Annotated in this window: 19 protein-coding genes; 7 read left to right on the top strand and 12 right to left on the bottom strand. The window is 70.8% G+C overall.

What is annotated here, in order from left to right:
- Positions 1–140: 140 nt before the first annotated feature.
- Complete coding sequence (locus OG570_RS08880) at positions 141–851, bottom strand: ABC transporter permease (RefSeq protein WP_247060229.1); 711 nt, start codon at positions 849–851, stop codon at positions 141–143.
- Positions 848–1,546 (bottom strand): ABC transporter permease, encoded by a 699-nt coding sequence (locus OG570_RS08875; protein WP_326956194.1) that lies wholly within the window; start codon positions 1,544–1,546, stop codon positions 848–850. The genes OG570_RS08880 and OG570_RS08875 overlap by 4 nt, the downstream gene beginning before the upstream one ends.
- Before the next feature lie 138 nt (positions 1,547–1,684).
- Here OG570_RS08875 and OG570_RS08870 point away from each other — a divergent pair, with 138 nt between their 5' ends.
- Positions 1,685–2,608, top strand: a complete 924-nt coding sequence (locus tag OG570_RS08870; RefSeq protein ID WP_326956193.1) for an ABC transporter substrate-binding protein — start codon at positions 1,685–1,687, stop codon at positions 2,606–2,608.
- Positions 2,609–2,647: 39 nt separating this feature from the next.
- On the opposite strand, the gene OG570_RS08865 is transcribed toward OG570_RS08870, so the two are convergent.
- Positions 2,648–3,433 carry a class I SAM-dependent methyltransferase gene (locus OG570_RS08865; protein ID WP_326956192.1) on the bottom strand — a complete coding sequence of 262 codons (786 nt, stop codon included), beginning with the start codon at positions 3,431–3,433 and terminating at the stop codon, positions 2,648–2,650.
- Between the two features lie 29 nt (positions 3,434–3,462).
- Entirely contained in the window at positions 3,463–3,960 is a 498-nt protein-coding gene (locus tag OG570_RS08860; RefSeq protein ID WP_326956191.1) for a MarR family transcriptional regulator, read from the bottom strand.
- 64 nt (positions 3,961–4,024) lie between these two features.
- On the opposite strand from OG570_RS08860, the gene OG570_RS08855 reads away from it, so the two are divergent.
- The 5 genes from OG570_RS08855 (at position 4,025) to OG570_RS08835 (ending at position 7,540) form a co-directional block, all read left to right on the top strand.
- Positions 4,025–4,882: an NAD(P)H-binding protein gene (locus OG570_RS08855; RefSeq protein ID WP_326956190.1), complete on the top strand. Its 858-nt coding sequence runs from the start codon at positions 4,025–4,027 to the stop codon at positions 4,880–4,882.
- The gene (locus OG570_RS08850) at positions 4,879–5,544 is read left to right on the top strand and encodes an NAD(P)-dependent oxidoreductase (RefSeq protein WP_326945852.1); all 666 of its coding nucleotides are present in this window, start codon (positions 4,879–4,881) and stop codon (positions 5,542–5,544) included. Before OG570_RS08855 ends, OG570_RS08850 begins: the two co-directional genes overlap by 4 nt.
- Positions 5,545–5,566: 22 nt before the next feature.
- Positions 5,567–5,923 (top strand): DoxX family protein, encoded by a 357-nt coding sequence (locus tag OG570_RS08845; protein WP_326956189.1) that lies wholly within the window; start codon positions 5,567–5,569, stop codon positions 5,921–5,923.
- Between the two features lie 51 nt (positions 5,924–5,974).
- Complete coding sequence (locus OG570_RS08840; protein ID WP_247060238.1) at positions 5,975–6,409, top strand: SRPBCC family protein; 435 nt, start codon at positions 5,975–5,977, stop codon at positions 6,407–6,409.
- 114 nt (positions 6,410–6,523) lie between these two features.
- Positions 6,524–7,540, top strand: coding sequence for an NADP-dependent oxidoreductase (locus OG570_RS08835; RefSeq protein WP_326945854.1), 1,017 nt, complete (start codon positions 6,524–6,526; stop codon positions 7,538–7,540).
- 42 nt (positions 7,541–7,582) lie between these two features.
- Here the strand turns inward: OG570_RS08835 and OG570_RS08830 are convergent, their stop codons facing one another.
- The 3 genes from OG570_RS08830 to OG570_RS08820 are packed head-to-tail and all read right to left on the bottom strand — an operon-like array spanning position 7,583 to position 9,458.
- Positions 7,583–8,224, bottom strand: coding sequence for a haloacid dehalogenase type II (locus tag OG570_RS08830; RefSeq protein ID WP_326956188.1), 642 nt, complete (start codon positions 8,222–8,224; stop codon positions 7,583–7,585).
- A 4-nt stretch (positions 8,225–8,228) separates the two neighbouring features.
- Complete coding sequence (locus OG570_RS08825; protein WP_326945856.1) at positions 8,229–8,846, bottom strand: pyridoxamine 5'-phosphate oxidase family protein; 618 nt, start codon at positions 8,844–8,846, stop codon at positions 8,229–8,231.
- Between the two features lie 9 nt (positions 8,847–8,855).
- Entirely contained in the window at positions 8,856–9,458 is a 603-nt protein-coding gene (locus OG570_RS08820) for a TetR/AcrR family transcriptional regulator (RefSeq protein ID WP_326956187.1), read from the bottom strand.
- A gap of 101 nt (positions 9,459–9,559) precedes the next feature.
- On the opposite strand from OG570_RS08820, the gene OG570_RS08815 reads away from it, so the two are divergent.
- The gene (locus OG570_RS08815; RefSeq protein WP_247060246.1) at positions 9,560–10,609 is read left to right on the top strand and encodes an NAD(P)-dependent alcohol dehydrogenase; all 1,050 of its coding nucleotides are present in this window, start codon (positions 9,560–9,562) and stop codon (positions 10,607–10,609) included.
- Positions 10,610–10,630: 21 nt separating this feature from the next.
- Here the strand turns inward: OG570_RS08815 and purU are convergent, their stop codons facing one another.
- From purU to OG570_RS08790, 5 genes are all read right to left on the bottom strand, one after another.
- Positions 10,631–11,497, bottom strand: a complete 867-nt coding sequence (gene purU / locus OG570_RS08810; RefSeq protein ID WP_326956186.1) for a formyltetrahydrofolate deformylase — start codon at positions 11,495–11,497, stop codon at positions 10,631–10,633.
- A gap of 25 nt (positions 11,498–11,522) precedes the next feature.
- Complete coding sequence (locus OG570_RS08805; RefSeq protein ID WP_326956185.1) at positions 11,523–12,140, bottom strand: maleylpyruvate isomerase family mycothiol-dependent enzyme; 618 nt, start codon at positions 12,138–12,140, stop codon at positions 11,523–11,525.
- Positions 12,037–12,738, bottom strand: coding sequence for a DedA family protein (locus OG570_RS08800; protein WP_326956184.1), 702 nt, complete (start codon positions 12,736–12,738; stop codon positions 12,037–12,039). The genes OG570_RS08805 and OG570_RS08800 overlap by 104 nt, the downstream gene beginning before the upstream one ends.
- Before the next feature lie 68 nt (positions 12,739–12,806).
- Positions 12,807–13,613, bottom strand: a complete 807-nt coding sequence (locus OG570_RS08795) for a class I SAM-dependent methyltransferase (RefSeq protein WP_326945862.1) — start codon at positions 13,611–13,613, stop codon at positions 12,807–12,809.
- Positions 13,592–14,092 (bottom strand): DUF2505 domain-containing protein, encoded by a 501-nt coding sequence (locus OG570_RS08790; protein ID WP_326945863.1) that lies wholly within the window; start codon positions 14,090–14,092, stop codon positions 13,592–13,594. The genes OG570_RS08795 and OG570_RS08790 overlap by 22 nt, the downstream gene beginning before the upstream one ends.
- Between the last annotated feature and the right edge of the window lie 7 nt (positions 14,093–14,099).

Genomic DNA, 14,099 nt, shown 5'->3' with positions numbered 1-14,099 from the left:
GGAAGGGTTGCCGCACGGCGGAAGAGGGTGCCGTACGACGGAGGGGGTGTCGCACAACGGAAGGCCTGCAGCCCAGACGGGAGTCAAACCGGCCATGGGAGGACCAACCTGGCGGCAGGGGTGCCCCGGCGGGCCGGGCGCTAGTCGCGGCGGGCGTTCTGCAGGGCCAAGCCTCGCGGTGTCGCCAGGCGGGTGAGCAATGCGAACACGCCGTCGCACACCAGGGCCAGGACCACCGCGGCCAGGCCGCCGGCGAAGATCTCGCCGTAGCCCTGCGCTCCCAGTGCGAAGCCGTCGACTATGTAGCGGCCCAGGCCGCCGCCGTCGTTGACGATGGCGCCGATTGCGACCGTGGCGATCAGCTGGAGGAACGACACTCGGGCGCCCGCCAGGATCACCGGGGACGCCAGCGGGAGTTCCAGCTTGAGCATGATCTGCCACTCGCGGTAGCCCGTGCCGCGGGCTGCGTCGACCGTTTCCTGCTCCAGGGACACCACGCCCGCGTACGTGTTGGTGAACAACGGTGGCATCGCCAGGGCGACCAGGGCCAGCAGCAGCGGCCAGAACGTCGTGTCCAGCTCCCAGCGGCTGGCCAGGAACCAGAACAGGATGATCAAGCCGAAGCTCGGGATCGCGCGGCCGATGTTGACCGCGCTGCTCGCGAGGAACGCGCCCCGGCGGTAGTGGGCCAGCCACAGTGCCGCGGGGATCGTCAGCACCGCCGCGATCACCAGCGCGAGGAGGGAGAACCTGAGGTGCTCGAGCGTCCGGTAGGGGATGCCCGCCTTGTCCGTCCAGCTCCAGCGGTTCGGGTCGGACAGCCAGGCGTTCACCTGGTCGAGGAAGCTCATCGCGCCCGCACCTTCCGGGTCCAGGGTGCCAGCAGGCGTTCGCTGAACCACAGCAGCAGATCCACGACCACCGCGAGGACCACCGACAGCCCGACGCCGACGATGATCTCCGTCGGGTTGGGGGTCGCCGTCTGGATGCCCGCGCGGATGAAGTAGCCCAGACCGCCCAGCCCGAGCATCGAGGTGACCGTGACCAGGCCGATGGTCGTCACAGCGGCGACGCGCAGGCCGGCGATCACCACCGGGAGCGCCAGCGGCAGCTCGATCTGCCACAACAGCCGGCCGCGTGTGTAGCCCATGCCGATCGCGGCCTCGCGGACCTCGTTGGGCACCTGATCGACGCCGGTGACGATGTTCCTGATCAGGATGAGCAGCGTGTACGTCGCGAGCGGGATCATCGCTGTCACGAACGTCAGCCCGAAGAACGGCACCAGCACGGCGAACGCGCCCAGGCTCGGGATCACGTACAACGCGCCCGCGGTGCTCAGGATGACGCCGTACGACCAGCGGAACCGCAAGGACAGCACCGCCAGCCCGATCGAGACGACCAGGCCGATGCCGAGCGCGGCGCCCGTGAGCGAGATGTGCTCAACGAAGCGCTGGGCGATGTCGTCGGCGTTGCGATCGACCCAGCGCCACTGGAAGATCGGCGGTCCGCTGTCGGCGGCCAACGGGGTCACCGCGGTCACATGCACCGGCCGACCCTACCCCGATCGGGCAGTGAAATTCCGCAGACTGGGAATTCTGGCGCTTTTCTCCCAACATGTGGATCCTTGTCGGTGGGCAGGGCTAGGGTCCTTTCGTCTGTTCGAGTGACGAGGGAGTGGGGATTCGTGCGCTGGTTCCGGAACGCGTCCGTGATGGCGGTGGCCGTCGCGGCGACGCTCGGTTTGGCCGCCTGTGGGGGTGGCAGCGACAGCAGTGACAAGCCCGCCGCGCCGGGCAAGGGTGGGGCGCCGATCGTCGTCGCGTCCTTCAACTTCACCGACAGCCAGATCCTGGCCGAGATCTACGCGCAGGCGCTGGAGGCCAAGGGCTACCCGGTGACGCGCAAGCTGAACCTGGGCTCGCGTGAGCTGATCTACCCGTCCCTGAAGTCCGGTGAGCTGCAGTTCATCCCGGAGTACCAGGGCGCGGCGATCACGACCGGCTTCGGCAAGGACGCCGGGAAGACGGCGCAGGAGGAGCACGACCAGCTGGCGAAGCTGTTCGAGCCCAGCGGCGTCTCGCTGCTGAACTTCGCCCCGGCCGAGGACAAGAACACCTACATCATCAAGTCCGACCTGGCCAAGGAAAAGGGCATCGCCTCGATCAGCGACCTGAAGAAGCTGGACAAGGTCGTCATGGCGGGCCCGCCCGAGTGCGAGAAGCGCCTGCCTTGCTACCAGGGCTTCAAGGACGTCTACAAGCTGACGAACTCGACCTTCCAGACGATCCAGGAAGCCGGGCCGCGGGTCGAGCAGCTCAAGTCCGGGGCTGTCACGGTGATCCCGGTCGACTCGGTCAGCCCGCTGACCGGCGACTCGAACTACACCGTGCTCAAGGACGACCTGAACATCGTGCCGACCGAGAACGTCGTGCCCGCGGTGAACAAGAAGGTGCTCGACGAGCGCGGTGCCGACTTCGCCACCGCCGTCAACGCGGTGAGCGCGAAGCTGACGACCGATGTCATGCGGGACCTGAACAAGCGCGTCGACTCCGACGGCGAGAAGGCCGAAGACGTCGCGAAGGACTGGCTGTCACAGGCCGGTCTCTGACCCACCGCACGAAGGCCGTCCCGGAAGGGGCGGCCTTCGTCATGCGGGGACTCCGCTGACGACCCAGGCGCGGGCCGACAGCGGGATCGAGCCGTCCGGGTTCGTCGGCAGGCGGCTGCGCAGCAGTTCGCGGACCTGTGAGCGGCGCGCTTCGGGCAACGTCATGAGGTACGTCGGCGCCGGGCCCTGGCCGCCCAGGAACGGCGTCCAGTAGTCGTCGAAGCCGGTGAACACGGTCGGGACCTTGATCTCCTCGACGGACACCGCGTCGAAACCCGCCTCGGTCCACAGGCGGCCGAGCGGTTCCGGGCGGCACAGCGGGAAGCGGCGGCCCTCGTCGGGCACCGCCGGGTCGAGCTCGGCGGCGGCCTCCCAGAAGTGCCGGATCAGCTGCATGCCCTCGGCGAGGTCCCAGACGTACGCGGCGGCCACGCCGGCCGGCGCCGTCACCCGCGCGATCTCCGCGGCGGCCCGCTCCGGCTCGGGGACGAAGTTGAGGACCAGCCCGGACACGACGACGTCGAAGCGGTCGTCTTCGAACGGCAGCGAACGCGCGTCGGCGACCTGGAACGTCGCGCGCGGGTCGGTGACGCCGGCGCGGGCGGTCTCCAGGAACGGCTCGGACGGATCGACGCCGACGACTTCCGCGGGGTCGGCCGCGGCCAGCACGGCCGACGTCAGCGCGCCGGTGCCGCAGCCCACGTCGAGCCAGCGGCCGCTCGCCGGGGCGTCGAGCCGCCGGACGAACGTCTCCGCGATCCGCCGGCTCCAGCGCCCGATGTAGGCCTCGTACGCGTCCCCGGCCACCCACATGTCTCCCGCCACCGTGTGAGTAGAACACACAAAAGCCCAGGTCAGCTGTGGGACAAATCATCCGTCGCGGCGCTGCCCGCCGCCCTCGCGCGGCGGAGGAAATCGCTGATCAGGTCCAGTTCGGCTTCGCTGTACTCGTCGCAGATCTCGTCGAGCGCGCCGTTCATGCCCGAATACAGCCGGAACAGCTCGACGTTGCGCCCGCGGACCGCGCGCACGGCGATCGCGCGCCGGTCGGTCGCCTCCGGGTCGCGTTCCCGGACGATCCAGCCGCCCTTCTGGAGGCGGTCGAGGATGCCGGTCATCGTCGCCGGGTGCAGGCCCGCGCTGCGGGCGAGCGAGCTCGGGCTCAGCGGGCCGTTGCGGGAGATCAGCTCGAGGCAGTCCAGGTCGACGTCCTTGATCGCCAGGCGGCCGCTGACCTGGTGGTTCAGCAGCGAAAGCTGGTTTCGAAGCTCGCGTAGCGCCTCTTTCACCGCCGTGGTCGACCGCCGCCGACGGCGGGCGGCGTCGACCCCGTCACCGGATACGGAACTCATATGATATGCTCCTCGTATCATCTGGACTTCAGGCACAAGCGTAACCCGGGGGAAGGGATTCACCATGATCGTGCTCACCGGGGCGACCGGGCTGGTCGGCCGCCTGCTCGCCACCGAACTCGAGGACCACGGCGTCCGCGTCGTCACGCGCACGCCGCACAACGCGGGGTTCCCCGCGGGCGTCGAGGTCGTCGAAGGTGACCCGCAACAGCCGGCGACCCTCGAGAACGCGCTGCGCGGCGCCGATGCGCTCTTCCTGCACTCGCGCGCGGTCGGCGACGCCGCGTACGACGTCGTCGCGCTGGCTCGGGAGCTGGGTGTCCGCCGGGTCGTCGCGCTCGCCGCGGCCAATGTGGACGACCGGCCCGACGCGCAACCGTCGCGGTTCCGCGGTGACCGCAACAAGGAGGTCGACGACGCGGCCGCCGCGAGCGGCCTGGAGTGGGTCAGCCTGCGGCCCAGCTCCTTCGCGCTCAACGCCCTCACCTCGTGGGGCGGCCAGATCCGCGCCGGTGACGACGTCCGCTACGTCTACGCCGGCTTCGAAGAATCGCCGCTCCACGAACGCGACCTGGTCGACGTCCTCGGCCAAGCGTTCCTGGGTGACGAGCTGCTCGGCCGGCGCGTCGACCTCACCGGCCCGGAATCGCTGTCCCACGAGGAAATGGTTCGGCAGATCGGGGTGGTGCTCGGAAGACCGTTGCGGTTCCAGGAGATTCCGGCTCCCGCCGCGGCGAAAGGCATGCTGGCCAACGGGTTGCCGGAACCGTTCGTCACGGCGATGATGGCCCGCTACGCCGCCCACGCCGCGCGGCCGCAGTTCCCGCCGACGCCGGAGGTCGAGAAGATCCTGGGCCGCCCGGCGCGCACCTTCGCCGAGTGGGCGGCCGATCACGCCACCGACTTCGGGGCGCCGAGATGAGGCTGACGCTCTTCGCCGCGTCCGGGCGGACCGGTGCGCACGTACTCGGCCAGGCGCTCGCCGCCGGGCACGAGGTCACGGCCGTGGTGCGGAATCCGGACGCCGTCACCGCGCCCGTCCGCATCGTCCAGGCGGACCTGACCGCGCCGGATCCGGTGGCGCTCAAGTCCGCAGTGGACGGTCGCGACGCCGTGGTCTCGGCTTTGGGACCGCGACACCACGATGAGTACGGCGTCGTGTCGAGCGGGACCCGCGCCATCGTCGAGGCGATGGGGGCGGCGGGGGTGCGGCGCCTGGTCGTCGTGAGCGTCGCCGGCATCTCGACGATCCCGACGCCGAGCCGGCCGGACCCGCCGAAGCGGGACCCGGGAATCGGGTTCTTCACGCGGACCGTGCTCTCGCCGCTGGCGAACCTGCGGTTGCGGAAGCACTACGAGGACGTCGCCCTGATGGAGCACGAGCTGCGGGTGAGCGGTCTCGACTGGACGTCGGTGCAGCTCCCGCTGCTGACCGACAAGCCGCCTACTGGGCACTACCGGATCGCGTACGAACAGAGCGTCCGCGGTGGCTTCAGGATCGCGCGGGCGGATGCGGCGCACTTCACGCTTCGTGCGCTCGGGATGCCCGAAACCGTGCGGCACTCCGTCGCGGTCGCCTACTGATTCGCCTACTGAAAGGAGTTCGATGACCACTGCGTTCCTGGTCGTCTCGCTGGTCGCCGTGGTGCTTAACGGCTTCTCCGGTGTCGCGGCTCTGGTGCACTTCAAGCCGATCCTGCCGGGCATGGCCGCCGCCGGGGTGCCGGAGTCGTGGCTGACCTTTCCCATCGGCACCCTCAAGACGGCCGGCGCGCTCGGTCTGCTGGCGGGGGTGGTGGTGTGGCCGCCTGTCGGGGCGGCCGCGGCGGCCGGGCTGGTGCTGTTCTTCGTCTGCGCGCTCTACACGCACGTCCGGGTGCACGACTACTCCGCTCAGTTCGGCCTGGCGAACGGCTTTCTCGCGGTGAACGCCGCCGCCCTGGGGCTCGCGCTCGCGGTCTAGGGTCGACGCGAAACCGGTGCCTCGGAGCCGGTACCTCGGAGAAGGAGTGAGATGGGAAAGGTCACGGCCACCGCGGAGCGGACGATCGACGCCCCGGCCGACAAGGTGCGCGCGCTCGTCGCGGACTACGCCGAAACGCGCCCGAAGCTGCTCACCGAGCACTACCGCGACTACGAGGTGACCGAGGGCGGCGTCGGCGCCGGGACCAAGGCCGGCTGGAAGCTGCAGGCGACCTCCAAGCGCGTGCGCGACGTCAAGGCCACCGTCAGCGAGCCGAAGCCCGGCACCCTGGTCGAGACCGACGCGAACTCCAGCATGGTCACCACCTGGACCGTCAGCGAGGCCGGCGAGAAGAGCCTGGTCCGGATCGAGACGAGCTGGGACGGCGCGGGCGGCGTCGGCGGGTTCTTCGAGAAGACGTTCGCGCCGGGCGGGCTCAAGAAGATCTACGACGGCGTCCTCGGCAAGCTCGCCGAAATCGTGTGACGGTGAGCAGGGTGTGACCGGTCACCATCGGAATGTGCGCCCCGCTCGGCCGGTTGTACCGGGAGAATCCGGGGCGCCTGCCCCGCTTGACGTCTCGACCTTAGGAGTTCGACGGTGAACGCACCCGCCCAGGCGACCGAGATCCGGCTCGCTTCCCGCCCGCACGGTGTCCCCACGGACGAGAACTTCGCCATCGTGGACACCGAGATCCCGAGCCCGGGCGAGGGCCAGATCCTGGTGCGCAACCTGATCATGAGCGTCGATCCGGCGATGCGGGGCCGCATGCGTGACGTGAAGTCGTACGCGCCGCCCTTCGCGGTCGGCGAAGTGATGTACGGCGGTGCGGTCGGCGAGGTCGTCGAGTCGAACGTCGACGACGTCAAGCCGGGTGAGCACGTGCTGCACCAGGCCGGCTGGCGCACCCACGCCGTGCTCGACGCGAAGCGGTTCGTGAAGGTGGACGCGTCCGCCGCGCCGCTGTCGACCTACCTCGGTGTGCTCGGCATGCCGGGCCTGACCGCGTACGCGGGCCTGCTGGAGTCCGCCGAGTTCAAGCCGGGCGACACCGTGTTCGTGTCCGGCGCGGCCGGCGCGGTCGGCTCGCTGGTCGGCCAGCTCGCGAAGCTCAAGGGTGCCAAGCGCGTCATCGGCTCGGCCGGGTCGGCGGAGAAGGTCCGCCACCTGATCGACGACCTCGGGTTCGACGCCGCCTTCAACTACAAGGACGGCCCGGTCGTGGAGCAGCTGCACCAGGCCGCGCCGGAGGGCATCGACGTCTACTTCGACAACGTCGGCGGCGAGCACCTCGAGGCCGCGATCGACGCGATCACGCTGCACGGCCGGATCGCCGTCTGCGGGATGATCTCGCAGTACAACGCCACCGAGCCGACGCCGGCACCGCGCAACCTCTCGCAGATCATCGCCAAGCGGCTCACCATCCGCGGCCTGCTGGTGATCGACCACTGGGGCCTGCAGCAGCAGTTCGTCAGCGAGATCGCGCCGTTGGTGACGTCCGGGCAGATCAAGTACTCGGAGACCTTCGTCGACGGCATCCGCAACGCGCCGGAGGCGTTCCTGGGCCTGCTGTCCGGGGCCAACACCGGCAAGATGCTGGTCCGGATCGCGGAGTAACCGGCGGCGGGGCCCGACCCCGGCCGGCCGGGGTCGGCGCCGCTAACCCAGCAGCGCGGCCAGTTCCGGCAGGGTCGACGCCGTGTAGGTGGGCGCGGGCGAGCCGGGCAGCGGGCGGACGCCGGGGCGGGTGAGCAACGCCGTCCGCAGGCCCGCTGCCTGCGCGCCCGCGATGTCCCAGTCGTGCGCGGCGACCATCACCGCGTCGCGCGGCTGAAGCGCGTACGCGTCGAGGACCTGCCGGTACGGCTCCGGTGCTGGCTTGAGGCGGCCCGCCTGCTCGGCCGAGAAGATCCGGTCGAGCAGCGGCGCCAGCCCGGAGTTCTGCAGCTGCGCCTCCGCCGTGGCGAGCGGGGAGTTCGTCAGCGCGACGACGTCGTGGCCCGCTTCGCGCAGCTTCGTCAGGCCCTCGGCGACGTCCGGGTGGGCCGGTAGCGAGCGCAGGCCTTCGCCGATCTCTGTGAGCTGACCAGACGTCAGCTCGCGGCCGTGCCGGGCGGCGACCTCGACGGCGGCCTGGCCGGCGATGCCCGCGAAGTCGCGGTAGCCGCCGGAGGCCGTCACGGTCAGCACCGTGTGGATGGCCAGCCCGAACCACTCGCGCCGGAGTTCGGGGCTCCCGATGGTCTCGTCGAGCGCGGCGAGGTCGAGCAGGGTCTCGTTGACGTCGAAGACGCACAGCATGGGATCAGTATTGCTTGGTCCGGGACCCTTCGTTGAGTCTCGCGTCCAGCTCCTCCACCGAAACCGGCAAGGACAGCTGGTCGCGCAGGATCGTGCCCAGGGACGGCAGCGTCGAACGCTCCGGCCAGGTCTCCGGCTTCCACAGCGAAGACCGCAGGAACGCCTTCGCGCAGTGCATGAACAGCTCTTCGACCTCGACGACCACCGCGAGCCGCGGGCGCTTGCCCTTGACCACCAGGTCGTCGAAGTACGGCGCGTCCGACACCAGCGTCGCCCGGCCGTTGACGCGCAGCGTCTCGTTCATGCCCGGCACCAGGAACAACAGGCCCGCGTGCGGGTTGTCGACGATGTTGCGGAAGCTGTCGACGAGCTTGTTGCCGGGCCGGTCCGCGAGCACCAGCGTCCGGTCGTCGAGCACCAGCACCGAACCCGCCGGGTCGCCGCGGGGTGAGACGTCGCAGCTGCCGTCCGGTGCCGACGTCGCCAGCAGGACGAACGGCGAATGCGCGATCAGGGTGCGCGCGTGGTCGTCGATGTGGTCGAGGACCTTCTGCCGGGTCGTCGGCGACGACTCGCCGACCAGCTCCCGCAGGGCCTCGTGGCTGTCGATGATGCTCCCCATCACCCCAAGCTAGCCGAGAGTCCGGCCCGCGATCGCGATCCGAGCCGCTTCGGTGGACTTCGCCACGACCTGGTCCACCGAGTACCCGTGCTTCACGAAGATGCCGTCGAGCTGGAACGTGCCGTAGCCGTGGGCCTGGGTGAACAGCTGCTCCATCAGCTCCAGCGCCGTGCCCGGGTCGGGGGCGACCGTCAGGCACAGCATCAGGAACTGGTCGGTCAGCCGCCGGGTCTGCTCGTGCAGCTCCGCGTGGTCCGGGCCCTGGAGGCCGTCGGCGTAGATGACGTTCATCCCGGCCCGCCGCTCGATCAGGTAGCGCGTGTAGGCGCCGGCCGCCGCGGCCAGGGCGGCCACCGGGTCGTCGTGGGCGGCGGCCGCCGCGGTGACGCGCTCGGCGAGCTGGCAGGCGACGTGGCACGCGACTTCGGCCAGCAGGCTCTCCCGCGTCGCGAAGTGGCGGTACGGCGCGCCGGGGCTGACTTGAGCGCGCTTCGCCACCTGGGCCACCGAAAACCCGGCGAGGCCCTGCTCGGCGATCAGGTCCAGGGAGACGCGCACGAGCTCGCCCCGCAGGTCACCGTGGTGGTACTTGCCGCCCATGACGTGGCTCACATCTTCCGATCGGAATATGTAAGAGCCCTCTTACGTAGATCCATGTAAGAGGCCTCTTACGGAGGCTCTCGTTCACACGGTACTTCTTTTGGAGGGGTTTCATGAGCACGACCACGCACGCGATCGCCGCACCGGCGCCGGGCGCGCCGCTCGCGCCGACCACGATCGAACGCCGTGACCTGCGTCCGAACGACGTGCTGATCGACATCGCCTTCGCCGGCATCTGCCACAGCGACCTCCACCAGGCGAAGGAAGACTGGGGCCAGGCGATCTTCCCGATGGTCCCGGGCCACGAGATCGCCGGCGTGGTCGCCGCGGTCGGCCCGGACGTCACCAAGTACCAGGTCGGCGACCGCGTCGGCGTCGGCTGCATGGTCGACTCCTGCGGCGAGTGCGAGTACTGCCAGGCCGGCACCGAGCAGTTCTGCGTCAAGGGCAACGTCCAGACGTACAACGGCGTCGGCTTCGACGGCGAGAACACCTACGGCGGCTACAGCCAGCAGATCGTCGTGAAGGACGCCTTCGTCTGCGGCATCCCGGAAGGCATCGACCTCGACGTCGCCGCGCCGCTGCTGTGCGCGGGCATCACCACCTACTCGCCGCTGCGCCACTGGGGCGCCGGCCCCGGCAAGAAGGTCGCCGTGATCGGCCTCGGCGGGCTCGGGCACATGGGTGTCAAGATCGCCGCCGCGATGGGCGCCGAGGTGACGGTGCTGAGCCAGAGCCTCAAGAAGCAGGAGGACGGCCTCAAGCTCGGCGCGACCGACTACTACGCGACCAGTGACGAGGCGACGTTCGACGTCCTCAAGGGCAAGTTCGACGTCATCCTCAACACCGTGTCGGCCAAGCTGCCGATCGACGCCTACCTCGGCCTGCTGAAGGTCGGCGGCGCGATGGTCAACGTCGGCGCGCCCGGCGAGCCGCTGAACTACAACGCCTTCTCGCTGCTGGGCGGCAACAAGGTGCTGGCCGGGTCGATGATCGGCGGCATCGCCGAGACCCAGGAGATGCTCGACTTCTGCGCCGAGCACCACATCGGCGCCGAGATCGAGGTCATCCCGGCCGGCAAGGTCAACGAGGCCTACGAGCGCGTCGAGAACTCCGACGTGCGCTACCGGTTCGTCATCGACACCTCGACCATCGAGGCGTGAGGACGCGGCACGGCAACCGCGTCAGAACACCACGGTGCGGTTGCCGTGCACCAGGACCCGGTTCTCCAGGTGCCAGCGCAGGCCGCGGGCGAGGGTGACCTTCTCGATGTCGCGGCCCTTGCGGACCATGTCCTCGACCGAGTCGCCGTGGTCCACGCGGATCACGTCCTGGTCGATGATCGGGCCCGCGTCGAGGTCCGCGGTGACGTAGTGGCAGGTCGCGCCGACCAGCTTCACCCCGCGCGTGTGCGCCTGGTGGTACGGCTTCGCGCCGACGAACGACGGCAGGAAGCTGTGGTGGATGTTGATCGCCCGGCCGGCCCACGCGCGGCACAGGTCGGCGGGCAGGATCTGCATGAACCGGGCCAGCACCACCGCGTGCGGGTCGTGCTCGTCGACCAGCTTGCGGACCTCTTCGAACGCCTCGGTCTTGCCGCCGGCCGGGAACGGCACGTGGTGGAACGGGATGCCGTGCGCGCGGGTGATGCCGGCGAGCGACTCGTGGTTGCCGATCACCGCGGCGACGTCGACGTCGAGCTCGCCGGACGCGACGCGGCCGAGCAGGTCGTAGAGGCAGTGCCCGGCCTTCGACACCAGCACCACCGCGCGGCGGCGCTCACCGGTGTCGCTGACCTGCCAGCTCGACTCCGCGGACAGGTCCGCGGCCACCTCGGCGAACCGGGCCCGCAGCCCGGTCGCGTCGAACGGCAGCGAGTCCGCGCGGACGACCTGGCGGGTGAAGAACCAGCCGGTGTCCGGATCGGTGTGGTAAGCCGCTTCGACGATCCAGCCGCCGTGCTCGGCGAGGAACCCGGAGATCCGGGCGATGATGCCGGTGCGGTCGGGGCAGCCGAAGGTGATGACGTAGCGGCGTTCGGGAGCGGTCACGCCGGACAGTGTCCCTCGCCGCCCTTCAGGGGGCCGCCAGTGGTTCGAGGTCACCGGTGACGGACGCCTGGTGCGGACGCCCCCACAGCGCGCGGTAGACGTCGTCGGCGGCGCCGGAGACCTCGGCGTTCGGTGCCCCGAACGTCCACGTGCGCTCCGGCGTCGTGACGCGCACGTCGGCCGTGATGCCGCGGCGCGGCGTGAGGAACGTCAGGTATTCGTCTATGCCGTCGTTCGCGAACTCCGGGGGGAAGCGCGTCGGCGGGACGTCGGCCAGCGCGGATTCGGCGTCGAGGCGGTGGATCGCCGTCTCGTGTGCCATCCGCCGCGTCCAGTCGCCGACCGTCACGTCGAAGCCCGGGTACGGCGAGAACGCCGGGGCTTCCGGATCCTGGCCGAAGGCTTCGCGCAGCGCCAGGCGGTGGCCGTCCCACCACCCGAGCAGGTCGTCCCAGCCCGAAGGCGGTACCGGCTTCACCGGCCGGTTCACCGCCAAGCTGACAGCGAGGCCGTGCACGAACCCGATGTGCGCCACCAGGTCATGAACAGTCCACTTCGGACAGTTCCGGACCGGCGCCGTCGGCCCGGCTTCCAGCGCCGCTCGTTTCAGCGCGTCCGCGTGGATGTCGATCGCTTCCCGCATGCGCCGACCGTAGCCGCCGCCCGCCTTCGATCGCGAGCACCAGCGCGAGCCCGAGGCCGAAGGACAGCAGCAGGCCCTTCACCGGTTCGCCGGCGAACGCGGCCCCGCCGGCGAGGCCGATCAGGACGCTGTAGACCGCCCAGATCGCCGCGCCGGCCGCGTCCACCAGCACGAACCGGGGGAGCGGGTAGCCGAGGCTGCCGTTCGCGAGCGCGCTGGCGACGCGGCCGCCGGGCAGGTAGCGGGCCGCGATGATTAGCAGGCCGCCGTGGTGGCGCACCTGGTCCCGCGCCCACTCGTACCGGCGCGGCCCGGCCGGCCCGCGCCGCAGCAACGCGATCGCCCGCGGCCCGGCGGTGCGCCCGACGGCGTACCCGAGGCAGTCGCCCGTCCACGCCCCGCCGGCGGCGACCGCGGCGAGCAGCGCCAGCTGCGCCGGATCCGGCCCGAACAGGACGGCGACGGTGACGACGGTCGTCTCGCTCGGCATGAACGGCAGCAGCGCGTCCAATCCGGACACCGCGAAGACGAGCACCCACAGCCACGGCGAGCCCAGCGCGCCGCGCAGCAGCTCGGTGACGTGCCCCAGGAGTTCCACGGCTTCATGGTGATCACCGCAGGTCACCCGCGGGTGACGCAGCGGGGTGCGGCCGGTGAACAGCGGATCTACGGGGCGACCGGGGCGACGGCGGCCCACGGCACGGTCAGCTCGCCGAGCCGGATGCGCCCCGGCGGGCCCAGCACCGGCCAGCCGCGGGAACCCAGCAGCCGCACCGTCTCCAGCCAGCGGGAGCGGGCGCCGAACGCCTGGTGCGGGGCCGCGGCCGCCCAGCAGGCGTCCAGTGTGGCCAGCAGCTCGTGGACGCGCTCGCCGGGGACGTTCCGGTGGATCAGCGCCTTCGGCAGCCGCTCGGCCACCGTCGAGGGCCGGTCCAGGCCCGCGAGCCGGACCGACAGCGTCAGCGAGACCGGGCCGTCGCGGGACACCAGGACCCACGTCGAGAGGCGGCCGATCTCGTCGCACGTGCCTTCGACCAAGAGCCCTTCAGGGGGCATCGACTCCAGCATCAGCTGCCACGCGCCCGCGACCTCGTGCTCCGCGTACTGGCGCAGCACGTTGAACGCCCGGACGAGCACCGGGCGCGTGCCGGCCAGCTCGAACCCGCCGCGCTGGAACGAAAGCCAGGGTGGCGACGCCGCGGACTGCGCGAAAGCGACCCGGTCGGCGTCCAGCTCCAGGCCCAGCACCCGGACGTCGGGGCGGACCCGGCGCAGCCAGCGGGCCAGCTCCACGGTGGTCACCGGGGACGCGCCGTAACCGAGGTCGACGACCAGGGGTGAGCCGGCCGCGCGCAGCAAGCGGGTCGTCGGCGGCGCGGTGGCGATCCACCGGTCGACCCGGCGCAGGCGGTTGGGGTTGGTCGTTCCTCGGGTCGGCGCGCCGACCGGGCTCAGGCGGCGTCGGCCAGCCACTTCGCGGAGAATTCGGCTTCGCGGTCCAGCAGTTTCGTGACTTGTTCGGCGATCACGCTCTCCAGCTTCGCGCCGAACAGCGGGATCCGCACGATCACCTCGCCGCTCGTCCGCAGCACCGTCTTGCCGCCGTCGGCCAGCAGCGCGGTCCGCGCGTTGATCTCGCCCGGGACGCCGCCGACCTCGACCGACGCCTTGCCCTGGTACTCCGCGCCGGACGGCTGCCAGATCTGCGTGCGCGTCACCATCAGGTCGCCTTTGTGGAGCGTCCGGACGGCCTGCGGCAGCTTGTCCGCGCTGATGCCCTGCCGCAGCTGGTAGCGCAGGCCCTTCTCGGAGACCTCATAGGACAGCAGCGCCGCGGCGTGCCCGCCGAGCTCCTCCAGGCGCGCCCGCAGCGCGTCCTCACCGGCCACGGCGGCGTACGCGGACGCGACGTCGGCGGCGAAGTCGGCACGGTGCTCGATCCGGGATCCCATGAGCCGG

The sequence above is a fragment of the Amycolatopsis sp. NBC_01286 genome (assembly GCF_035982555.1).
Lineage (GTDB): Bacteria > Actinomycetota > Actinomycetes > Mycobacteriales > Pseudonocardiaceae > Amycolatopsis.
This window is presented reverse-complemented; position numbering and strand designations above follow the sequence as displayed.

Excerpts from the sequence above, each read along its gene's own strand:
- OG570_RS08880 (WP_247060229.1), bottom strand. The coding sequence starts at position 851 with ATGAGCTTCCTCGACCAGGTGAACGCCTGGCTGTCCGACCCGAACCGC.
- OG570_RS08860 (WP_326956191.1), bottom strand. The coding sequence starts at position 3,960 with ATGAGTTCCGTATCCGGTGACGGGGTCGACGCCGCCCGCCGTCGGCGG.
- OG570_RS08855 (WP_326956190.1), top strand. The coding sequence starts at position 4,025 with ATGATCGTGCTCACCGGGGCGACCGGGCTGGTCGGCCGCCTGCTCGCC.
- OG570_RS08850 (WP_326945852.1), top strand. The coding sequence starts at position 4,879 with ATGAGGCTGACGCTCTTCGCCGCGTCCGGGCGGACCGGTGCGCACGTA.
- OG570_RS08845 (WP_326956189.1), top strand. The coding sequence starts at position 5,567 with ATGACCACTGCGTTCCTGGTCGTCTCGCTGGTCGCCGTGGTGCTTAAC.
- OG570_RS08840 (WP_247060238.1), top strand. The coding sequence starts at position 5,975 with ATGGGAAAGGTCACGGCCACCGCGGAGCGGACGATCGACGCCCCGGCC.
- OG570_RS08830 (WP_326956188.1), bottom strand. The coding sequence starts at position 8,224 with ATGCTGTGCGTCTTCGACGTCAACGAGACCCTGCTCGACCTCGCCGCG.
- OG570_RS08825 (WP_326945856.1), bottom strand. The coding sequence starts at position 8,846 with ATGGGGAGCATCATCGACAGCCACGAGGCCCTGCGGGAGCTGGTCGGC.
- OG570_RS08815 (WP_247060246.1), top strand. The coding sequence starts at position 9,560 with ATGAGCACGACCACGCACGCGATCGCCGCACCGGCGCCGGGCGCGCCG.
- OG570_RS08805 (WP_326956185.1), bottom strand. The coding sequence starts at position 12,140 with ATGCGGGAAGCGATCGACATCCACGCGGACGCGCTGAAACGAGCGGCG.
- OG570_RS08790 (WP_326945863.1), bottom strand. The coding sequence starts at position 14,092 with ATGGGATCCCGGATCGAGCACCGTGCCGACTTCGCCGCCGACGTCGCG.